The sequence below is a fragment of the Myxococcales bacterium genome (assembly GCA_022184915.1).
Taxonomy (GTDB): domain Bacteria; phylum Myxococcota_A; class Polyangia; order Fen-1088; family Fen-1088; genus JAGTJU01.
This window is the reverse complement of sequence record JAGTJU010000002.1, coordinates 154,864-175,574: the sequence shown is the minus strand read 5'-3', so window position 1 is coordinate 175,574 and position 20,711 is coordinate 154,864. Positions and strand designations below refer to the sequence as shown.

Annotated in this window: 17 protein-coding genes; 13 read left to right on the top strand and 4 right to left on the bottom strand. The window is 64.8% G+C overall.

The window, feature by feature from the left end; genetic code table 11:
- Window positions 1–4: 4 nt before the first annotated feature.
- Entirely contained in the window at window positions 5–1,909 is a 1,905-nt protein-coding gene (locus KA712_08325; GenBank protein MCG5052952.1) for a PAS domain-containing protein, read from the bottom strand.
- A 168-nt stretch (window positions 1,910–2,077) separates the two neighbouring features.
- Between KA712_08325 and KA712_08320 the strand changes: the two genes are divergently transcribed.
- The 4 genes from KA712_08320 to KA712_08305 all read left to right on the top strand — a co-directional run bounded on the left by KA712_08320 (window position 2,078) and on the right by KA712_08305 (window position 8,568).
- On the top strand, window positions 2,078–4,765 hold the full coding sequence (locus tag KA712_08320; GenBank protein MCG5052951.1) for a hypothetical protein: 2,688 nt from the start codon (window positions 2,078–2,080) through the stop codon (window positions 4,763–4,765).
- 293 nt (window positions 4,766–5,058) lie between these two features.
- Entirely contained in the window at window positions 5,059–5,457 is a 399-nt protein-coding gene (locus KA712_08315; protein ID MCG5052950.1) for a hypothetical protein, read from the top strand.
- 1,400 nt (window positions 5,458–6,857) lie between these two features.
- Entirely contained in the window at window positions 6,858–7,862 is a 1,005-nt protein-coding gene (locus KA712_08310) for a hypothetical protein (protein MCG5052949.1), read from the top strand.
- An 82-nt stretch (window positions 7,863–7,944) separates the two neighbouring features.
- Window positions 7,945–8,568, top strand: a complete 624-nt coding sequence (locus KA712_08305; protein ID MCG5052948.1) for a DUF4019 domain-containing protein — start codon at window positions 7,945–7,947, stop codon at window positions 8,566–8,568.
- Window positions 8,569–8,646: 78 nt separating this feature from the next.
- On the opposite strand, the gene KA712_08300 is transcribed toward KA712_08305, so the two are convergent.
- Window positions 8,647–8,970 carry a DUF3817 domain-containing protein gene (locus KA712_08300; GenBank protein ID MCG5052947.1) on the bottom strand — a complete coding sequence of 108 codons (324 nt, stop codon included), beginning with the start codon at window positions 8,968–8,970 and terminating at the stop codon, window positions 8,647–8,649.
- A gap of 187 nt (window positions 8,971–9,157) precedes the next feature.
- On the opposite strand from KA712_08300, the gene KA712_08295 reads away from it, so the two are divergent.
- The 7 genes from KA712_08295 (at window position 9,158) to KA712_08265 (ending at window position 15,061) form a co-directional block, all read left to right on the top strand.
- Entirely contained in the window at window positions 9,158–10,096 is a 939-nt protein-coding gene (locus tag KA712_08295) for a GGDEF domain-containing protein (protein ID MCG5052946.1), read from the top strand.
- Window positions 10,097–10,229: 133 nt separating this feature from the next.
- Window positions 10,230–10,799, top strand: coding sequence for a GDP-mannose 4,6-dehydratase (locus KA712_08290; GenBank protein MCG5052945.1), 570 nt, complete (start codon window positions 10,230–10,232; stop codon window positions 10,797–10,799).
- A complete protein-coding gene (locus KA712_08285) occupies window positions 10,796–12,034 on the top strand; it encodes an ISAzo13 family transposase (GenBank protein ID MCG5052944.1) in 1,239 nt (412 codons plus the stop codon). The genes KA712_08290 and KA712_08285 overlap by 4 nt, the downstream gene beginning before the upstream one ends.
- A 69-nt stretch (window positions 12,035–12,103) precedes the next feature.
- A complete protein-coding gene (locus KA712_08280; GenBank protein ID MCG5052943.1) occupies window positions 12,104–12,535 on the top strand; it encodes a GDP-mannose 4,6-dehydratase in 432 nt (143 codons plus the stop codon).
- 103 nt (window positions 12,536–12,638) lie between these two features.
- On the top strand, window positions 12,639–13,268 hold the full coding sequence (locus KA712_08275; GenBank protein MCG5052942.1) for a superoxide dismutase family protein: 630 nt from the start codon (window positions 12,639–12,641) through the stop codon (window positions 13,266–13,268).
- A 141-nt stretch (window positions 13,269–13,409) separates the two neighbouring features.
- A complete protein-coding gene (locus KA712_08270) occupies window positions 13,410–13,916 on the top strand; it encodes a tryptophan-rich sensory protein (protein ID MCG5052941.1) in 507 nt (168 codons plus the stop codon).
- On the top strand, window positions 13,913–15,061 hold the full coding sequence (locus KA712_08265) for an AI-2E family transporter (protein MCG5052940.1): 1,149 nt from the start codon (window positions 13,913–13,915) through the stop codon (window positions 15,059–15,061). Before KA712_08270 ends, KA712_08265 begins: the two co-directional genes overlap by 4 nt.
- A 7-nt stretch (window positions 15,062–15,068) precedes the next feature.
- Here the strand turns inward: KA712_08265 and KA712_08260 are convergent, their stop codons facing one another.
- Both KA712_08260 and KA712_08255 read right to left on the bottom strand, forming a co-directional pair.
- Window positions 15,069–15,803, bottom strand: coding sequence for an endonuclease/exonuclease/phosphatase family protein (locus KA712_08260; GenBank protein MCG5052939.1), 735 nt, complete (start codon window positions 15,801–15,803; stop codon window positions 15,069–15,071).
- Window positions 15,803–17,953, bottom strand: coding sequence for a VTT domain-containing protein (locus tag KA712_08255; GenBank protein MCG5052938.1), 2,151 nt, complete (start codon window positions 17,951–17,953; stop codon window positions 15,803–15,805). Before KA712_08255 ends, KA712_08260 begins: the two co-directional genes overlap by 1 nt.
- Before the next feature lie 177 nt (window positions 17,954–18,130).
- Between KA712_08255 and KA712_08250 the strand changes: the two genes are divergently transcribed.
- Window positions 18,131–19,513, top strand: coding sequence for a class II fumarate hydratase (locus KA712_08250; protein ID MCG5052937.1), 1,383 nt, complete (start codon window positions 18,131–18,133; stop codon window positions 19,511–19,513).
- Between the two features lie 69 nt (window positions 19,514–19,582).
- On the top strand, window positions 19,583–20,620 hold the full coding sequence (locus tag KA712_08245) for a putative zinc-binding peptidase (GenBank protein ID MCG5052936.1): 1,038 nt from the start codon (window positions 19,583–19,585) through the stop codon (window positions 20,618–20,620).
- Window positions 20,621–20,711: the final 91 nt, after the last annotated feature.

The following is a 20,711-nucleotide window of genomic DNA, read 5'->3' as shown; positions in this document are numbered from 1 at the left end:
ACCGTCAGCCCCCGCGGGGGTTCGCGAGGGCCTGCGCCAAAGCCTGCGCGAGAGCCGCACGAAAGAACGGCTTGGCCAAAAAGGCGGCCGCCCCCTCGTCGAGAGCCGTCTGCACTTCTCCCTGCTGCGCAAAACCCGAGGCGACGATGAAGCGCACGCCCGGGGCCACCTGCCGCATGGACGCAAGCGTCTCGCGCCCGCTCATCTCGGGCATGCTGACGTCGACGATGGCCACCTCATAGGCCTGCGGAGCTTCCCGCAGCCGCGCAATCCCGTCGGCCCCGCGTGCGAACAGGTCCACCTCGTGGCCCATGCTGCGCAGCGAGCGGGCCAATTGCTCGCGCACTAAAGGCTCGTCGTCCACCACCAACACACGACAGGGGGGCACGCCCGGAATCTCGCTGGGGCGCCGGGCGACGGGCGTTCCCCGTTCGACCGCCGGCAGATGCAGCGAAAACGCGCTGCCCCGCCCCACCTCACTCGTCACCCGGATCGCGCCTTGATGCGCCCGCACCGTGCCGTAGACCGAAGGCAAACCCATACCGGTTCCCTGGCCAGCGTGTTTGGTGGTGAAAAAGGGCTCGAAGAGACGAGACCTGACCTCGGGCGATATGCCCTGTCCGGTGTCGATCACGGATAGCACCAGATAGCGCCCAGGCACGAGATCCTCGGCCGAAGGCGCGTGGTTCACCACGGCGTTTTCGGTTTGGAAGGTCAACACACCTCCCATGGGCATGGCGTCTCGGGCGTTGAGCGCCAAGTTGAGCAGGGCGTTCTGCAAATCGGCCGCGTCGCCCTTGACCACGGGGCAGGGCGCCTCGAGGCGCGTCTCGATCCGGATGCGGCGATCGATGCTGCGCCTGAGCACGCCCACCACCTCGGCGACCAGCGCGTGAACGTCGACATCGCTCCGCTGGATCTTCCCCTGCCGAGAAAACGACAGCAGCTTGCGCGTCAGATCGGCCGAGCGCATGGCAGCCGCCAAGATGTCGGCGACCAACTCCCGTTTTTGGGGGTCTTGCTCTTCGGCCATCAGCAGCTCCGCGCAGCCGAGCACCGTGGTGAGCTGGTTGTTGAAGTCGTGCGCGACACCGCCAGCCAGCTGCCCGATGGCGCTCAACTTCTCCCGCTGCAAGAGAGCGGCCTCGAGCCGCTGGCGTTCCTGTTCGGCCTCGCGCACCGCCGTGATGTCGGAGTTCGTTCCTGACATGCGGATGGGCTTGCCCGCGGCGTCGCGCGCGCTCACGCGACCGCGGCCGAGGATCACCCGCCACGAGCCATCAGCGTGGCGCATCCGAAACTCGGACTCGTACCCTTCGCCCCGTGCCACGGCGGCGTTGACCACGGTGACGGTGCGCTCGACGTCTTCGGGATCGGTCATCGCCGCCCACGACGCAAAGGTGGGCGGGAAGGCCCCCGGTTCGTACCCGAGCATCTCGTACCACCTTGGGCTGTAGTAGGTCTGGTTGGTCGACAGGTCCCAGTCCCAGATGGCGTCGGTGGTGGCTTGCAACGCCAAGCGGAGGCGCTCCTCGAGGCGGGCCACGGCGAGGCCCGCCGCGCCGGCTTCAGCAGACCAGGCCATGAGCCCCACGGTATATTCGGCCACGGCTTCTGCGACACCCCGAAAGCGCCCCGCCTCCACGGTCCCGGCGGCGAAGGCAAACACCCGCCCCGCCACGACGAGCCCCACGACCACGGGGGCCTCGGCCACCGGCGCGCCCCCCTCCGGGGCACCAGCCAGCGTGCCCCCCTGCGCATCGGTGACGTGGAAACGCAAGGGGACCACGCGTTGCATGAGGTCCACGAACCTCTGCAAGCGCTCCCGGATGATCGGCTCGCCACTCATCGACACGTCCACACCACGAATTCCCTCGGGCTCAGCGTCGCCCGAAACGGACAGATTCACAAGGAAGCGCTTGGAGCCCCAAAACGCCTTCGCGACCCAGCGGCGCCCTTGGCGGGCCGGACCGCGACGGGGATACGCCGCCGCGTGTTCATGCGCGTTCACCCTGCCGGTCGCAGGCCGGCCCCTCCACTTGTGTCGCCACGCGACGCGGCGTACAAAGAAACCTTCATGTCGTTCAAGGTTTCTCTGCTTGCGGGCTCATTTGAACTACGTCGTCCCACTTACCCGGGCGAAGAGAGCGCTCTTTACCTCGATGCTGGGCACCACGCGCTCGAGCAAGCCATCGAGGACGAGGTTAGGTGCCATACCGGTGCAGCCTGGGATCTCCTGGACGCCCTCGGGGCGTTTTCGGTCCAGGTCGTCTCCGCTCCGGGAGCCATGGTATCCGTGTTCATGGAAGCACTTCGCTGGGGCAGGTTGGTCCTCGTGCGTGAGGGGCATGTACCTGCGGCCACTCCCTCCGACCGCATCTGGGGTGCGTACGACGCGTTCATAGCGGTTCTCGGCCGGGAGTTCACGATCGGCATGCGCGCCCACCGTCTCGTAAGCCGTGAATCTGCGGTGCGCCTTCGTCGTGATGCAGATTACGACGTCGTCCCGGCTTCCGAAGCACGAACCATCGTCTCGAGCGCCGTCAGGGCACGTCGGAATTGCCTACCAGACCCCGTCCTTTCCCTTCTGACAAAGAGCATCGTCGACCTGCGGGCTCCAGCGGGTTCTTCGCAAGGGGCGTTTGTGTTGCTGCGCGCGCCGGCGTCGAGGGCGAAAGGTTTCGGGTCGCGAGAGAGCGCGATCACTCCGGCCAGGCTCAAGGAGTTGAAGGAGCAGCACGAAAGGGAAACTTTCGCCAGCGACTTGCCTCTCGTTCAGTTTCGAGGTGTAGCGCAGCTCTTTTGCGAGGATGCGTTCGTTGCGTGGAGCATTCAGCACTTTGGCGGCGATGTAAGCTTGGCTGCGCATAGAAGGCTCTATCGTTTGGCGAAGGCTGGTTCGCTCACAAGACCCGCGATTGAGCTCGCGGGCGGAGCGTCTGGTTCCTACGACAACGAAACGCGCACGGTCTATCTTGATCCTGCACTCGTCAACGCAGCTGCCGATGGCGACAATGAATCAGCGTGGTTGCTCCTGAGGGTCTTGATTCACGAATTCGGCCACCATATCGACAACGTCCTTCGACAGGACCTGGAGAAAGAAGCGACCGGTACACCTGCTGCCAAGACCGACGCCGAAGGTGAAGAAGGCGTTCGATTCACGTATGCCTTGCTCAACCTGCGTTATGACGGCAGAGAGGAAGCCAGCATTGGCATCTATACGCGGCGAGGCGCAAGCCGCGACGTCAAAGTCAAGTTCAAGGAACTAAACCAAGCGCTCAAGGCCTTACCGAAGGGCGACGACGATGAATCTGTCTCCCTGTCGCGCATCGAGTACTTCGAGGCCGGCCGCGGGAAAGGGGTCGTCGGTCACTCCTATGGCCACCAGTCGATCGAAGATGCGTTGCGAAAAACTTTCGACCAACCCGGGGACATCGAAAACATCTACTTTGGAAATTGGCTCCGCGACTACTCCCAGTTTCTGGACCCGAAGTGGATCGCAGGCAAGGGGGTGCACAGATTCGGCTCAGCGGGACCTGCCTTGTTCCCGCTCATTCCCCGTGCTTTCGTGACCAGATATGTTGCTGGGCTCGCCCAGGAAGAGTTCAAGTCGATTCCCGACGCATTCGAGGCAACCCTGAAGGGCGTGGGGGTCTATCGCCCCGAGGAGCATATCGACAACCCTAAAGGCTGCATCGACGGCACAGGCATAGATCCGGACTTCCGCGGCCCGGTCATACCCTACGAGATCGAGGTGGATCCTCGCGCGATGATGAAGAACTACATCCACGGGGGGCCATTCGGCGGCATCGCCACCGCTAAGGGCCACATGACCCTGCAACTCAAGGCGGCTGCGTCCGCGGGCCGCAGTGAGAAAGGGCTTCGCCACCTGGGCTCGGCCCTACACACACTAGAAGACCTGTTTGCCCACAGCAACTATATCGAACTCGCGCTTCATGTGGGTGGCTTTGCGGGGATCAACCTCTGGACGGCCATGACGCCAGAACGGTTCTATCCGTTGGTTACGGGCACATTCGGCACCCTTGACATGGCGCCGAGCATTCTGTTGCCTCTTGCCAACGCGCTCGTGGCCCATCCAAGACAAGTCCTTTCTTTTCCAGCGTTGGAGATCTTGGAAGCGAACGCGCCTTGGTGGAAGCGCGTCCTTGACGCCCTTGGCCGCCAGCAGATCCGGCAGGCCCAATTGGCCCAAGAACAGGGGGTGGCACTTACCAATCTCATCGTCCAAGGGCTGGTTCAGATGATGAGGGGCACGGTGGCAGTCGTTGAAGCTGCCGAAGAGGCCTTCTTCGGTGACGAGACCTCCACGGATCCAACTCACTCACTTTTGGCCAAGGACCATTCAGACCATCCGCTTCATGAGCTTTCGGCTGAAGTGGCAAAACTGGCAATTTCTGACGTGGGCGATGCGATCGACCAGGCTTGGGACTCCGAAGACGGCGACCCAGATACGGTGGTGACAGCTGCCACGAAGTTCTTGGCGCACCCCGCCCTTGCCGCTGCTCAAGCGGGAACACCCCGACGGATCATTGAAGCCATCTGGACATGGGCAGAGAAGAATCCTGCTGCGTTGAGGCGCCTGTCGAAGCAGGGATCGAAGGAGGAGCGCAGGGAACACGCTCAGACAGAAAGGCGCAAAGTCACGGTAGAAATCGCCGCTTTGCTTTTGGATCAAGCACGACAAGACCAGTTTACTCGGCTGGGCGCGCCCGAGATCGAAAAGCGGATGAGGGGGCACGCTTGAGAAGATCTTCAAGCTGCGTCGTCGCCGGAATTGCGATGAGCGTGATGTGCTCGTGTTGGGATGAACACAGGCAGCTTTTGCAAGCCCCTCCCTTGCCACCACCCAGCCCCATTCTGGACGTCGTGATTCAAAGCGACAGCCACCTACTTGACTTCAACGGTCGAAAACTCTCGCTATGCCAAACGGCTGATGAGTGGCAGGCCGTCTTGGGACCCGCCAGAGTCGTGGGGCATTCGATGAGATACCCAATCGAATGGAACTACGCGAAGCCAGCTGCAGGCATTCGACGTACGATGACCTGGGACACCTTCGGAGTCTGGGCCACCCTTGAGAGAGGATTCGTGACAAGCGTTTTGTTTGAGCTCCGCGACCATCGATACGGTGACCCGACTCTAATGCAGCCTCTGCCAGTGTTCCATCCAAGCCACGACTTTCCCGGCCGGCTCGTTCTCGATGGCATTCACATCGACCGCGAGAGCGACGCAGAAACCCTCGTGAAATATCGCCCTCGTCCGTGGCTTTGCCAGCACAGAAATTGGCTCCTGCCTGGCGGCGATCCCCTCATGTTCGATCACGCAACCGAGTCTGGAGTTTTCCTCCTGAAAGCGGACATCGACTTCAAGGTTGCCCAGTTCGCAGTAGTCGCGACTTCCCCGCTGGCTGATCGAAACCCCTGCGGAACCCTGCGCTGAATTCAGGAAGGAGACGCGCACTAAATCGTCAAGGCAACGTCTTGGCAACCATTTCTACCCGCAGCGACAACCTACAACACGCCGAGCAGGCGAATGCATAGGCAAACAGAGAGACGCTCGGTGTCCATAATTCACCCGAGCCGGAAATTCGTGTGAGGCGGCCGGGCGCAATAAGCCCGCGACGCATGCTCACGTGGGCGAGCGTGGCATGCGTGTGTTCATGTTGGGCTGAACACCGGCAGATCTTGCAAGCCCCTCCCTTGCCACTTCCCAGCCCCATTCTAGACGTGGTGATTCAAAGCGACAGCCACCTCCTTGACTTCAACGGCCGAAAACTCTCGCTGTGCCAAACGGCTGATGAGTGGCAGGCCGTTTTGGGGCCCGCCAGAGTCGTGGGGTACTCGATGAGATACCCGATAGAATGGAACCACTGGGAGGCGGGAAATAACATTCGCCGTACAATGACCTGGGACAATTTCGGCGTCATTGCCACACTTGAGAGGGGTGGATTCGTGACAAGCGTTTCGCTCGAGCTCCGCGCCCCTCGACACGTCGACCCCACTTCAAGACAGACTCTGCCAAGGTACCATCCAAGCCGCGACTTTCCCGGCCGCCTCGTTTTCGATAGCGTTCACATCGATCGCGAAAGCGATGCGGAAATCCTCGTGAAATATCGTCCTCTGCCCTGGCTTCGCCAGCACCCAAATGGCGGCGACCGGCGAATGTTCGATCAAGTAACAGACTCCGGGAGGTTTTTGCTAAAAGCCGCCCGCGACTTCAAGGCTGCCGAATTCTTTGTAGGAACAAGGTTGATCGATAAGCACTGCGAGCCCTGCGCGGACTACCCCCAGAAGCCGTGTATCGAATCATCGAGGTAATGCTTTGGTAGCCATGCTTTTCCATATCCACAGCCTTCAAGACGTCACGCACGCGAAGGTAGCGGGTAACTGTTCACCCCCAAGAAGTTCGTCTGCAACGCCAGAAAGGGGATCGACAGCGGGATCGGATCGTGATCTAAGCTTTGTGTGAGCCAGAGTGACGAGACTGCTTCCGGGAATGCCCATGACGAGCGCGTACTCGCTCTCGAGGCAGCCGTGGCGGAGCGGGACGCGAAGCTGGGAGCAGGCAGCCGAGATCGCGGAGCTAGCGGCACAGCTGGCGAAGCTTACCGAGATTCTCGGACGAAACTAGAGGAATTCTCATCTCCCGCCGTCCAGTGACGGGCCTCTCGTTAAGCGCCGACTTTTTTTTGGCGCGACGCATCGGCGAAAGGCGTTCACCGAACCGCAAAGAATCGGTACCGAGTGGCTACCGGTGACCGCACGCCGACGGCCGCGCTCACAAAGTTGCATTGACACCTGTCAACCGGACCCGGCCCATGTTTCGGCTTTGATGAAGCCGTGGAACGAAGACGTGCGGTTCCGGTTCGCGGCCTTGCCGCGGCCATGGTGCTTTCTTTGGCCGTGAGCTGTAGCAGCAGCCCCAGCGACGGTGACGACGACGTGGCGGGCGAAGGAGGCGGCGGAGGTAACGCGGCCGGCTCCGGAGGGGGTGGCGCAGGCGGCGGCTCCAAGGCCGGCGGCAGCGGCGGTTCCCAAATGGGAGGCAGCGGCGGCTCCCAGGCCGGTGGTAACGGCGGCTCCCCATCGGGAGGCAGCGGCGGTACCCAGGCCGGTGGCGGCGGTGGCTCCAAGGCCGGCGGGGCGGGCGGAAGCGGTGGCGCCAGCGTGGGTGGTATGGGAGGGGGGCAAGCCCAAGGGGGCATGCCAGGCACGGGTGGCACCGGCACGGGTGGCACGACGCAGGGGCCGCCCCCCGCAGCCGAAGGCCCAGGTGTGATGTTCTCGGGCTTGTCGCCGGACATCTCGAAGGTGGTGGCTGCCGACGCCAAGCCGGGCTACATGCGCCTCAACAATGGTGTCACGGTCTCCAATGTGCAGCAGATCCCCATCGAGCCCAAGGAGGTCAGCGATCCCGCCCTGCCCGCCGGCACCAAGTACGCGCTGTGGAGCCGGACCGAGGACCCGGGCGCCGTGAACCTCATCTGGAACATCAACTTCCGCGCGGACAAGGGCAACGGGGGCAAGCGCGCCGATTGGCAGCCCCTCGACGTGTCTGGCTACGAAGGCTTCGAGTTCTATGCGAAGTCCAGCCTCGCCCGCGGATTCAACGCCGCCCTTTACTCGGGCGCCAGCGGCTACAAGAGCTCCGGGACGAACGCGATCACCACGAGTTGGCGGCGGATCCGTCTCAGCTTCGAACAAGACTTTTCGGGCACGTCTTTCGACCCGAAGGCCCTGGGACGCATCGATATCTTGATGCACGTGGAGAACAGCAACCCTGCCATCGAGTGGTCGATCACGGGCGTGCGGCTGCTCACGAAGGCGCAGTTCGACGGGCCTTGAGGAGCGCCGGGGGAGCGGCCGCCCCGCGCGGGCCACCCCCCCGAATGACAGAGGCACCGGCCTCGACTAGATTCGCCTCACCATGACGAACGGTACCCTTCGCCCCCCCGCCTCCCTTGTCTCGTGGCTGCGCCACGCCACCTTCGGCATCGTCGGCGCCGCCCTGTTCACGACGGCGTGTGCGACCACCAGCAGCGGCCCCCAAGCCGAGTCCGAAGCCAGCGCATCCGCCCCCAAAACGCTGCAAAAGCTCTCGCGCGAGGCCATGAAAGAAGCCCGCATGAACGCCCAGGTCGTTGCCGGCACGTGGCTGCTCGACGTGGACCGGGGCGACTTCGCCACCAGCTGGGAAACGGCGGCCTCGCGGCTGCAAAACACGGTGGGCAAGGGCGACTGGACGAAGGGCCTCACGGGCGCCCGCGGATCGTTCGGCGCCCTCACCCGGCGGCACTTCGTGAAAACCCGCTACACGAACAAGCTCCAGCCTGCAGGGCAATACGTCGTCGTCTCGTACCACAGCCTGTTCGAGAACGCGCCGGCCCTCGAGTCCGTCACGGTCGTGCAGGACGAGGACAACCAGTGGCGCGTGGTGATGTACGGCATCGAAAAGACGAAGGAGGCACCGCCCGAGGACGCCCCCGCCGAGGGCGCCGCGACAGAGTCCGAGCAAGAGTCGGAAGACGAAGCCGCCCCCGCCGCGAACTGACGCGTCTGGCGCAACGCCGGGGCTCAGGGTGCCCGGCGCTTCACTTCCGGCCGGCGGTGCCTGTCACCCCGCCGCGGCTCAGGCGGCGGCGGAGGGCATCACCGGGTCGGGTGCCACCTGTTTTTTGAGCCAGCGATCGGCCACGAAGGTTCCTCCCGGCACGACCGCAGCCACGAACAGGGCCACCGCTGTGAGCGGACGCCACATCATGGCCGACGTCGCCTGCCCGAGCGCCACCACGTAGGCGACGAAGAGCGCGCCGTGCACCCAGCCCACGTACTTGACCGCCAGGGGCATACCTGCGGCGTACTTGAGAGGCATGGCGATGAGCAGCAACACCAAAAACGACAGGCCCTCGACGAAACCGATGCGTCGCAAACGGGACACGGAGGTGATCGACATGCGCTGGGGATACCACGCACAAGGGGCCGCGCCAGAGCGGGGGGCGCGCCCTCAATGACAGCACCCGGCCCACCTGGGGCACGTCGTTGCCCCGAAGGGGCCCCGCTTCGGTCTCAAGGCAGGCGCGGCGGCTGTCGATGCCCCCCGGAGCACGACCTCGCAGGCCGATACGAACGCACGGACCAACATGAATGGCGAAGACGATGCGGTGCCCGAAGCGGTGGCACCTGACGAAACGGGCCTTCTGCTCTCGGCGGCTCCGGCGGCCCCCTCCGTCGGCCCGGCGCAAGGCCCCCGACGTCCCTGCCTGGTCGTGCTGCAGGGCCCCTACGAAGGCCGGGTGTTGCGGCTGTGGCCAGGTGAACACTGGGTGCTGGGTCGGGGGGCGGGAGCCCACTTCCTGCTGGAGGACGACGGGATGTCGCGTCAGCACCTGCGGATCGAGCGCGTGGGTGAGGCCTTCGTGCTGGAGGACCTCGGCAGCCGGAACGGCACCTTCGTGAACGAACGCCCGGTCACCCGGCACGTGCTCGAGGCCCGGGACGTCATCCGCGCGGGCGCCACCACGCTTTTACGGCTGACTCACCTCGATCCGCTCGAAGAGGAGATGCATCAGCGGCTGCACGCCGCGGCCTCACGGGACGCACTGACGGGCGTGTTCAACCGGCGTCACTTCGACGAGCGGCTGGCCTCCGAGTGCGCGGGGGCGCGTCGGCACATGCGCCCGCTCTCCTTGATCATGGTCGACGTGGACAACTTCAAGCGCGTCAACGACAGCCTCGGACACCCGGTGGGCGATGCAGTCCTCAAGGGCGTTGCCGGCCAGCTGTCGGCGGCGATTCGGAGGGAAGACGCCGTGTTTCGCTACGGCGGCGAAGAGTTCGCCGTCATCCTGCGCGAAACCGCCATGGATGGTGCGCTCGTGCTGGCAGAGCGGCTCCGCGCGGGGGTCGCCAGCCTCGTTCACACGGGGGAAGGTGTGGATCGTCCGTTCCAGGTGACGGTGAGCGTGGGGGTGGCCACGCTCGCCACCGGCATGGCCGAGGAGGGACTGGTGTTCGCCGCCGACCAGGCCCTCTACGAAGCGAAACACACAGGGAAAAACCGGGTCGTCACCCGCGCCTGAGGGGCATCCCCACCAGTAGCCCTCGTGGCATGCCGGGTGCATCCGTTCGCGCGAAGTCGGGGCGGCGCGCTCACACGTCACGTGCGACGCAAGGAGCTGCCCGGCGAACTTTGGGACAAAGGCAGGGGGCAACATGCGAATGAAGCGCATTTTGGTGACGGGCGGCAGCGGATTTTTGGGCTCGCATTTGTGCGAACGCCTGCTGGCGCAGGGACACGAGGTGGTCTGTCTCGACAATTTTTTCACGGGAAGCCGGCGCAACATCGAACGTCTGCTGGGCAAACCCCGCTTCGAGTTGGTTCGGCACGACGTCCAGATCCCCTTCACGATGGAGATCGATCAGATCTATCATCTGGCCTGTCCTGCCTCGCCCGTTCACTACCAGCGCAATCCGGTGCGCACGATCCGTACGGCGGTCGAAGGCACCCTGAACGTGCTGGAAGTGGCCCGCGAAGCCCACGCCCGCGTGCTCATCGCGTCCACCTCGGAAGTCTACGGTGACCCAGCGATCCACCCTCAACCCGAAAGCTACTGGGGGCACGTCAACCCGATAGGGCCTCGCTCCTGTTACGACGAAGGGAAACGGTGTGCCGAATCTCTCACGGTCGCCTATGCCAGCCAGTATGGTCTCGAGGTTAGGGCATGCCGCGAAATAAATAGGTTGACTTTATCTGCGAGGAGGATCTCCATTGGAGGTGCATGACCAAGGAACGATCGCGGCGTGAATCCGAGATACGGGATCGCTACGGCAAGATAAAGGGGAGTCTGACAGAGAGAGCTCGGCGGCTATTCGTGGCGAACGAGGCGATCGCTTTTGGCTACGGCGGCATTGTCGCTGCATCTCGTGCGACGGGTATGGCACCGAGCGTGGTGGGGCGCGGGATCGCCGAAGTACGGGCGATCGAAAACGGGACGGCGAGGCATTTACCGCCAACGCGAAGCCGTCGACCAGGCGCCGGGCGCAAGAAGGCAACCGAGAAGGATCCGAGATTGATTCCGGATCTGAAGAAGCTTGTAGAATCGACGACACGCGGAGATCCCGAGTCGCCGCTTCTGTGGACAGCTCGTAGCCAGCGCAATCTCGTGGAGGCGCTCAAGAAGCAGGGGCACCAAACGAGCATGAAGATGGTCTCAAGACTGCTCAAGGAGCTCGGCTACAGTCTCCAGGCGAATCGCAAGCGGCTTGAGGGCGCGCAGCATCCAGATCGAAACGCTCAGTTTGAGCACATCAACGAGACACTCCGTCGACAGCTCGAAACGAACGAGCCGGCGATCTCTGTGGACACGAAGAAACGAGAGCTTGTCGGACCGTACAAGAACGGCGGCCGCGAGCTCAGCGGGAAGGAAGATCCGGTCGATGTCAACGTGCACGACTTCGTCGACGACGAAAAGGGACGCGCCACACCGTACGGCATCTACGACCTCCAGAAGAACGAGGCGTGGGTCAGCGTTGGCGTGAGCCACGACACGGGGGAATTCGCGGTGCAGAGCATCCGCACCTGGTGGAGCGAGATGGGCGCCTCGAGGTATCCAAACGCGACCTCGCTCGTGATCACGGCGGACGGAGGTGGAAGCAACGGCTATAGGCTGCGCCTATGGAAGCTCGAGCTACAAAAGCTCGTCGACGACCTGCGCTTCCCCATCACCGTCTGTCATCTGCCTCCGGGAACGAGCAAGTGGAACAAGATCGAGCACCGCTTGTTTTCCTTCATCACCCAGAACTGGCGCGGAAAGCCTCTGGTCACCCATCAAGTCATCGTCAATCTAATCGCAGCGACGACGACGACGACCGGACTGCTCGTGAAGAGCCGAGTCGACAGTCGCACTTACGCCAAGGGTCGCCGCGTCTCGGACAAGGACCTCGCACTCGTGAATCTCGATCCCAACGTCTTCCACGGCGAGTGGAACTACACCATCCACCCGACCGTACCGACATGACGAGACGATCGACTTTTTTCGCGGCAGCCCCTTAGGATCGCGCGCATCTTCAACACCTACGGGCCCCGCATGCACGAGGCCGATGGACGGGTGGTCTCGAACCTCGTGGTCCAGGCGCTGCGGGACGAGCCGCTCACCATGTTCGGAGATGGCCAACAGACACGCTCCTTCTGCTATGTGACCGACCTCATCGAGGGGTTCTTGCGCCTGATGGAGAGCGACCTGCAAGCCACGCCTGTGAACCTCGGGAACCCCCGCGAAAGCACCATGTTGGAGCTCGCGCGGATCATCAAGGAAGAAGTGGGCTCGCAAGCGCCCCTGGTCTTCAACCCTCTGCCGAAAGACGACCCCGTTCGCCGCAAGCCCGACATCACCAGGGCCCGCGAGGCGCTCGGATGGGGCCCCGCCGTTCCGCTCGAAAGGGGCATTGCGGAGACCGTCGCCGACTTTCGACGACGGCTCGGTCTCGAGGCGGACGTTCCCGCGCGCGCGGCCTCGTAAGCGGGTGGACAGAACCACCGCGCGGGCTGAGACGCCCCGTACCTGGTAAGCATCCCAAAAGGGCGCCCTCGACGTGAGGGCGTTCGCTTCACGGGAGACAGCCATGACATCAATGAACTTACGCGCGCGGCTCGCAACGGGTCTTGCCTGTGCGGCCTTCGCTTCACCGTTTTTCGTTGCCTGCCGCAGCACGATGCCCCCGGCGTCGCAGGCACCTTTGGCGGCCCCGCCCGAACGGGACGCCGCACAGGCAGGAACTTCTGCCCGGGACGCCCTCGCCCACGTCCTGCTTGTCCCTACGAGGAACCAGACCGTGGAAGGCGTGCTCGTGCTCGAGCGGCAGGGTGAACGGGTTCACATCACGGGCACCGTGACCGGCCTGACCGAGGGCCTCCACGGCTTTCACATCCACGAAACGGGAGACTGTAGCGCGCCCGATGCCACGAGCGCCGGTGGACACTTTGCCCCCGAGGGGCATCCCCACGGCAGCCCTGACGACCCGGAGCAACGGCATCACTCCGGAGACTTCGGCAACATCGACGCCGACGCCCAGGGCGTGGCCCGGGTAGACCTGTGGTCCTCGTTGCCGCTGCTCACGATAGGCCCACAGTACGTGGTGGGACGCGCCTTCATCGTACACGCGGGCAAGGACGATCTGCGCTCGCAGCCCTCGGGAGATGCGGGGGGCCGCGTGGCGTGTGGGGTGATTCGCCAGGGTACGCCTGCACGCTGAGAGGGGCCGGCCCGGAGGCGCGTGGCGACAGCGTTACGCCGTCACCCCACCGACACGGCGCTTGGCCCGCGTGGCCCCCACGCGCGCACGCGGGCGGGCGGCATGCCCCGTGCAGCGAGCCGCTCGGGAGGTACGAGAACCATGACACCGAGCCGCACCTGCGCGTGGGGATCGAAGAGCTGGGTGAGACATGCTGTCGCCGGCGGGCTCATCGTCGGAGGCACCGTTGCCGCGGCCCTCGTGGGCGCGAAGGCCTCGGGGTCGGGCCGCTGGTATCGCCGTCTGAAAAAACCGCGGGGTACCCCACCGGCGAAGGTTTTTGGTCCCGTCTGGACCTTCCTTTACGCCAGCATGGCCTACTCCGCGTGGCGCGTGTTCCGAGCGGAGGACTCCCGGGCGAGGCAGCGCGCGCTCGGCTTCTGGACCGCGCAGCTGGCACTCAACGCTGCTTGGTCGCCACTTTTTTTCGGCGCGCACCGCCTGCGGGCGGCGCTCGCGGTCTCGACCGCGCTCGTGCCTGCGATCGGAGCTTATGCGGCCGAGGCCCGCAAAGTCGACGGCCTGGCGGCGGGTCTGATGCTGCCCTATCTCGGTTGGAGCGGGTACGCCACTTACCTGAACGCGGGCTTGGTGATGAAGAACAGATGAGCCGCGCCGTGAAGAGTCAGAGCCCGCAAGCAGCGGGAGAGACCTCCCCGCAGCCCGCCGCCGGCGTGCCGCCGCCCAACCGCCGCTTCGCGTTTTGGTGTTTGTTCGCGGCGATGCTGATCTGGGGCGCCACACTGTTTCCGTTCTGGAAACCTCTGCTCATGGCGAGCCTCCTTGCGGCCGCGGTTTCCGGCATTCACGAGCGCATCTGCCAGGCCCTGCGCGGGCGGCGCTGGATCGCGGCGGCCGTCGTGACCCTCGCCGTCAACATCCTCATCCTGCTGCCCATCGCGGGCCTGGTCGCCATGGCCGTCTCCCAGTTCGACGAGGTGATCGCGCTGGTCCAGACCTTCATCGCCGAGCGGGGATACCAGTCCCTCGTCGAGGCTCTCCCGGAGGCCCTCCGTACCCGCGTCGAGGAGTTCATCGCCACCTTGCCCACCACGCTGTCGTCCTTGGCCAGCAAGGGCGTGACCGCGTCTGTTGCGCGACAGGCCGTGGGAGGTCTCACGGTGATGGGCTCCCTGCTCACGCAGTTCGTGCTCATGATCGTCGCGCTCTATTTTTTGCTGATGGATGGCCCCCGCTTGCGAGGGTGGATGGTTCAGGTTTTGCCCCTGCACCCGACCCGCACCGGCGCCATCGTGCAAAGGTTCCGTGAGACGTCGCGCACCATCCTCGGCGCCAACCTCCTGACCTCGATCATTCAAGCCAGCATCGCCACCGTGGGGTACCTGATAGCCGGAGTCCCTCAGGCGCTGTTCTTCGGCTTGCTCACCTTCTTCACGTCCTTTTTTCCCGGCATCGGCACGGCGATCGTGTCACTCCCCGTGGCCGCCGGCATGGCCCTGGCCGGACACCTCTACGCAGCGGTCTTTCTGGCAGTCTGGTCCATGGTGGCCGTGGGACTGGTCGACAACGTCGTGCGGCCCTATCTGGCCCGCGGCAATACGCACTCACACGGCGCCGTGGTGCTCTTTGCGATCCTTGGCAGCATCTCCCTCTTCGGGGCGATCGGTCTCGTGCTGGGTCCCTTGGCCCTGAGCGCGTTTCTGACCATGCTCGATTTGTGGCAGCGGATCAGTGCAGGCGACCTACCAAGCGAGGCGCAAACCGATAGCGCCGTTGTCGCGGCCCGCCGCTGACGCGACTTCACGGGCGGGGCCACACCACGGTGGCCACGATGGGAAGGTGGTCGGACGCGCGGCGGGTGCGGGCGTCCCAGGCGCGCGCGATCCCCGTCAACGCCTCGCGGGGCTTGGCCCAGATTCGGTCGAGCGCCAGGGCAGGCATCATCGACGGAAACGTGGCCACGCCCGGACAGTGTCCAAATTGGCGATGTAGCCAACGCAGCGAACGGCCCCACGTGAACCACTCGTTGAGATCGCCCAAGAGCACCGTCAGATCCGCCCAGCCATCGTGCGCGGTCACGAAGGCAACGAGCTTGCGCGCTTGCAAGCGGCGCTCCCCCGGCGATAGCCCAAGGTGCGTCACGATCACCCTGACCTTGAGCCTCAACGCGACGAGCTCGACGTCCAGCGCCCCCCGGGGCTCGTGGTGTCCCACGCTCAAGTCCACCCGACGCACCGCCTCGGCCGGCCAGCGGCTGAGCAAGGCGTTTCCGTAGGGCCCTGTGACCTTGTGGCGAACGGGCCCCGGACACACGTGCAGGCCCGCCACCTGGGCGACGCGCTCGAGATCCGAGGGGCCACGGTCGAGCTCGGTGCGAGAGCTCACCTCCTGAAGGCCGACGAGGTCGGCGTCGAGTGCTGCCACGACGGCGCCTATCCGCTCGGGGTCATGTACACCGTCCGTGCCCCGACAGCCGTGCACGTTGTAACTGACGATGCGCAACGGGGGCCGAAGGCCGTGCGCTTCATCTGCCATCAGCGCCCGCGCCGCTTCCGAAAGAGGTATCTCGCGGCGGCGAGTAACCCGGCCACCGCCGCCAGAACGAGCAAGGCGATGGACAGGTTCACGACGGTGGGATGTTTCCACCAGGCCACCACCCGCGCGCCGACGAGACAGATCAGGGTGAGGCCCGGCAAGAGCCCCACGACGTTTGCGATCATGTACGACGCGAACGGAACCCGCAGGGCGCCCGCAATGAGGTTGATCGCACCGAAGTTGCCCACGGGAAGCAGACGCGCCGTCAGGACGGCCATGAAGCCCCCCCGCTGCAGGTGTCGGCTGAGCCGCTCCGCACCCCGCGAGAGCAGGCGGCCAAGCGACGGCAAGCCCATGAAGCGCCCGAGCCAGAACGAGAGCGCCGCCGAGGTCATGGCGACCGTATAGAGCATCCCGAAGGCCGTCCAGGGTGGCAGAAGCAACGCCCCCGCCGTGAGCAGCAAGGTGATCGGGGCGAACAAACACAAAGCAACCACTGCGGCGATGAACACGCCCACCATGCCTGCCGGGTGTTCGAGGGCCGAGGCGGCTGAGGTCGCCAGGGTTTCGGGGTGAAACCACGTGGCGAGCGAGGTGAACTCGAACGCGGCCACCAGGGCCAAGGCCACGCCGGCAAGTCCCAGGTAGATCAGCAACGTGCGGCGCGCGCCCGAGCGATGGGCTTCGGGCATCATCATGCGCAGCAGCGCCTCGGCGTCGAGCGGCCGCTCGGGATCACAAACGAGGCCATCGTAGAAAGAAAAATCGAACCCGGGCTCCCGTTTCCAGTCGAGTGGCCGCAAGCCCCGGGAGCCTGTGGAAAGGGTATCCAGACACACCCGCAGACAACCACGGTGGGCGTACTCTGCCTCGAACTGCGCCAGGGTACAGCCGAGGTGTTCGGACAGCAAGCGCGACCGGAAGGTCCGGATCGCGCGTGAGATGTCCGCTGCGCGGGGGCCCTCCGCCACCAGGGCAAGATCGCATTCGGTGTCGAGGCCCATCGAACGGTTGCTCATGTTGGCAGAGCCCACCTTCACGAAACGATCGTCGATCACCACGACTTTCGAGTGCACGTACACCGGCACCGCGCTGCGGCCGCGACCAACCTCCGGATACAGCACGCGAAGGCGGCCATGCGTGTCGGCGGCTGCGAGGCGGCCCAGCAGGCGCGCACGGAGCACGCCCAGCGACTCCTGCTCGAGCCAACCCGACTCGCGCAGCGGCAGGATGGCCAGCACCTCGGGCCCGGCAACCTGGCTCAACTTTTTGGCCAGCGCATGGCCGATGGCCGCCGACGTGAGGAACTGGCTCTCGATCAGCACGAAACGCTCCGCTTGGCCTATCGCCTCGACGAGCAGGGTTTCGATCTCTCGGACGGGCGGGCTGTGGGCGACCGTCGTGGTACGGGCGATGGCCACGGGAACGCCCTCGAGATCACTTTGTGGGAGGCGAAGCGATGAGGGGCCTGGGGCGGCCAGGCGGGTCCCCGTGGCGTCGTGCCAGCGCTGCCGAAAGAGTGCGCCCAGCCTCTCGGCCACAGGCCCCGCCACCCCCAGCGCAACGTCATGCATGGGTCCGTAGGCCTTACGCCCCGGCCCCACACGACGGGAATCGTGAGGGGCGTGGGCGGAGCTGTCCCATCGCCTGACGGTGAGATCGATCCCTCCGACAAAGGCCACCGCATCGTCCACCACGACGATCTTTTGGTGATGAGACGCCCAGGTGGCCGAAGCGCCCTCCAGCGCGAACGCGAGCCGCTCGTGACCCTGCCACGCAAAGCGGTAACTGGGAAACGCCTGCCGCTCGAGGCTGTAGAGCAGCGCAAAATCCCACGACAACACGTACACGCGCAGCTCCGGGCGGGTCTCGAGCAAGCGGTTCAACAACGCAAGCAGCGTCTCCGTTCTGGCGCCCGGCTCGTCTTTGCCGGGCGGAAGCGGCGTCCGGGTGTCGACGTCCCATCCCACGATGTAGATGGTGTGGCGCGCGCGGGCAAAGACCATGCGCAACGCAGCCACGAAGTCCTCTGCATCAATGAGGAACGAAACCTGCTCGGCGTCCGCCACGCTCGAGCAGGTCTCACCCGGACGCAGGAGGCACGGGTTCGACGCAAGTGCAGACCCGTCGATGGCGACCGGAGCTGTCATTGCGGGCGCAACTCATCAAAGTTCATGCCAACGCAGGAGAAGAGGCCGCGAACCAGGGATGATCCCTCCAGGACACGTGTGTGCGCCTGCGGGAGGGTACTTACGTTTCACAGACGTGACTCAAGACGGGAGGCCGGGGTGCCGACGCAAACCCCCGGCGCGTTGTATGACTCGTCCATGCAGAACACGCGCGTGGAGCACGATGCACTCGGCTCGATCGAGGTCTCCGTCGACAGGCTCTGGGGTGCCCAGACCCAGCGCTCGCTCGAGAATTTTCCCATCGGTCGGCACCGCATGCCGCTTCCGATCGTGGCGGCGCTGACGCTCATCAAAAAAGCCGCCGCGCTCGAGAACGCCGCGCGCGGCGCCTTGGATCCGCACCTGGCGGAAGGCATCCAAAGGGCGTGCGACGAGATCTTGGATGGACGTCACGACGACGAGTTTCCGCTTTCGGTCTGGCAAACAGGCAGCGGCACCCACACGAACATGAACGTGAATGAGGTAATCGCCAACCGGGCCAGCGAGATCCTGGGAGGTCAACGCGGTCACAAAGCACCCATTCATCCCAACGATCACGTCAACTTGGCGCAATCCTCGAACGATGTGTTCTCGGCGGCGATCTACATGGCCGCAACGGTCCAGATCGAAGCCCGTCTGCTCCCCGCTCTGCATGCGTTGGAGCAAGCCTTCGAGCGCCACGCACAGGCGTGGCAAGGTGTGGTGAAGATCGGGCGCACCCACGGCCAGGACGCCACGCCGCTTACCGCCGGGCAGGAGGCCAGCGGCTGGGCAGCCCAGCTGGGCAGCATGCGTGAGGAGGTGGCGCGAGCCGCACGGCTCTTGAGACGACTGGCCATCGGAGGCACCGCCGTGGGCACGGGCCAAAATGCGCCCGCCGGATGGGGCGAGAGCATGGCCCTTCGGCTGAGTACGTTCACGGGCCTGACCTTCACATCGGCACCCAACAAATTCGAGGCACTCTCGAGTCACGATGGCTTCGTATCCGTCTCGGGTGCGCTGTCCGGCGTGGCCGCAGCGCTCACCAAGATCGGCAACGATCTGCGGCTCTTGGCCTCGGGGCCGCGTTGCGGCCTCCAAGAGCTCGCGCTGCCCGCCAACGAACCCGGCAGCTCCATCATGCCCGGCAAGGTGAATCCATCGCAGATCGAAGCGCTCCTCATGGTCTGCGCGCGGGTGGCGGGCAACCACACGACCATCTTCATCGCAGCGGCCTCCGGCTCTCTTCAGCTCAACGTCGCCAAGCCCGTACTGGCCTATGCTCTTTTGGAATCGTGCGACTTGCTCGCGGATGCGGCCACGTCCTTTCGTCTTCGCTGCGTCGACGGGCTCGCTCTCCAGGAAACGCGGATCGCGGAGCACCTCGAGCGGTCGTTGATGCTGGCCACGGCCCTGTCGCCCGAGATTGGCTACGACAAGGCCGCGGCCCTCGCGCAGCGGGCCCTTGCAGAGGGCATCACGCTCCGCGAAGCCGTGCAGCGCACGGGGGCGCTCGCCCTCGAGCGGTTCGACGAGTTGGTGCGCCCGTCGCGCATGATCTGAGCGTCGCCGCGCAGGCAGACGGCGCACGGCCAGCTTTTTGCAACGATTGGACGGGGGAGCAATCGGGACATGCGTCTATTCACCTGCGAGGCGTGTGGGCAGATTGCCTTCTTCGAGAACACGGTGTGCACCCGCTGCGGTCTCGCGTTCGTTTACGATCCAGAACGCGTGCGTTTGCGCGGCCTCGAGGCAAAGGGGCACGAGCTGCGGCGCTGCAGCAACTTCGAGGCAGCGGGATGCAATTGGGGCGTCGACGTGACGGAAGCGGCTCGGGACCACACGCTCTGCCGCAGCTGCCGCTTGACGCGCACGATCCCCGTTTTGACCGACGATGCCGCTCGCCTCGGTTGGGCCAAGATCGAGCGGGCCAAACGACGACTGCTTTACACCTTGTTCGCCTTGAGGTTGCCCGTCAGTCCGCTCTCGGAGGATCCGCACGGTGTGGCCTTCGAGATCCTGTTACCCCAAGAGGGCGCACCCGTGACGACGGGCCATGCCCACGGTGTGGTGACCTTGAACGTGGCCGAGGCCGACGATCCGTTTCGGGAGCAAGTCCGGGTGGATCTGAACGAACCGTATCGCACCTTGCTGGGACACTTACGACACGAGATCGGCCACCATTACTGGGAACGCCTTGTCGAGCCTGTGCCCGCAGCGCTGAACGCGTTTCGTTCCCTGTTCGGCGACGAGAGGCACCCCTACGATGAAGCTCTCGCCCGTCACTACGAACAAGGCCCCCCATCAGACTGGAACGAACGTCACGTCAGCGCATACGCGTCGATGCATCCCTGGGAAGACTGGGCCGAGACTTACGCCCACTATCTTCACATGGTGGATACCGTCGACACAGCCCGCGCCTACGGCATGAGGCTTCATCCAAGGCCCACGGGCAAGGCGCCGGCGACACCCGGCCTTGCGCCCGCGGTGCCGGCATCGGACGGCTTCGGCGCCCTGGTCAACGCCTGGTACCCGCTGACCTTTGCGCTCAACAGCCTCAACCGCTCCATGGGACACCCGGATTGGTATCCCTTCATTTTGCCGCCGCCCGCCCTCGAAAAGCTGCGCTTCGTTCATCAGGTGCTCGAACGCCGGACCTTCGTTACGTAAATCGGCAGCGGCCCGGTGCTTGAAGGGCGCTTCGGCGCACGAGCCAAGGGCGGGGTGGCTTCGGGCCACCCGCGCCTAGGCTCACGAGCTC

Excerpts from the sequence above, each read along its gene's own strand:
- KA712_08275 (MCG5052942.1), top strand. The coding sequence starts at position 12,639 with ATGACATCAATGAACTTACGCGCGCGGCTCGCAACGGGTCTTGCCTGT.
- KA712_08255 (MCG5052938.1), bottom strand. The coding sequence starts at position 17,953 with ATGACAGCTCCGGTCGCCATCGACGGGTCTGCACTTGCGTCGAACCCG.
- KA712_08305 (MCG5052948.1), top strand. The coding sequence starts at position 7,945 with ATGACGAACGGTACCCTTCGCCCCCCCGCCTCCCTTGTCTCGTGGCTG.
- KA712_08285 (MCG5052944.1), top strand. The coding sequence starts at position 10,796 with ATGACCAAGGAACGATCGCGGCGTGAATCCGAGATACGGGATCGCTAC.
- KA712_08245 (MCG5052936.1), top strand. The coding sequence starts at position 19,583 with ATGCGTCTATTCACCTGCGAGGCGTGTGGGCAGATTGCCTTCTTCGAG.
- KA712_08280 (MCG5052943.1), top strand. The coding sequence starts at position 12,104 with ATGCACGAGGCCGATGGACGGGTGGTCTCGAACCTCGTGGTCCAGGCG.
- KA712_08300 (MCG5052947.1), bottom strand. The coding sequence starts at position 8,970 with ATGTCGATCACCTCCGTGTCCCGTTTGCGACGCATCGGTTTCGTCGAG.
- KA712_08250 (MCG5052937.1), top strand. The coding sequence starts at position 18,131 with ATGCAGAACACGCGCGTGGAGCACGATGCACTCGGCTCGATCGAGGTC.
- KA712_08260 (MCG5052939.1), bottom strand. The coding sequence starts at position 15,803 with ATGGCAGATGAAGCGCACGGCCTTCGGCCCCCGTTGCGCATCGTCAGT.
- KA712_08270 (MCG5052941.1), top strand. The coding sequence starts at position 13,410 with ATGACACCGAGCCGCACCTGCGCGTGGGGATCGAAGAGCTGGGTGAGA.
- KA712_08320 (MCG5052951.1), top strand. The coding sequence starts at position 2,078 with ATGTCGTTCAAGGTTTCTCTGCTTGCGGGCTCATTTGAACTACGTCGT.
- KA712_08265 (MCG5052940.1), top strand. The coding sequence starts at position 13,913 with ATGAGCCGCGCCGTGAAGAGTCAGAGCCCGCAAGCAGCGGGAGAGACC.
- KA712_08290 (MCG5052945.1), top strand. The coding sequence starts at position 10,230 with ATGCGAATGAAGCGCATTTTGGTGACGGGCGGCAGCGGATTTTTGGGC.
- KA712_08295 (MCG5052946.1), top strand. The coding sequence starts at position 9,158 with ATGAATGGCGAAGACGATGCGGTGCCCGAAGCGGTGGCACCTGACGAA.
- KA712_08315 (MCG5052950.1), top strand. The coding sequence starts at position 5,059 with ATGACCTGGGACACCTTCGGAGTCTGGGCCACCCTTGAGAGAGGATTC.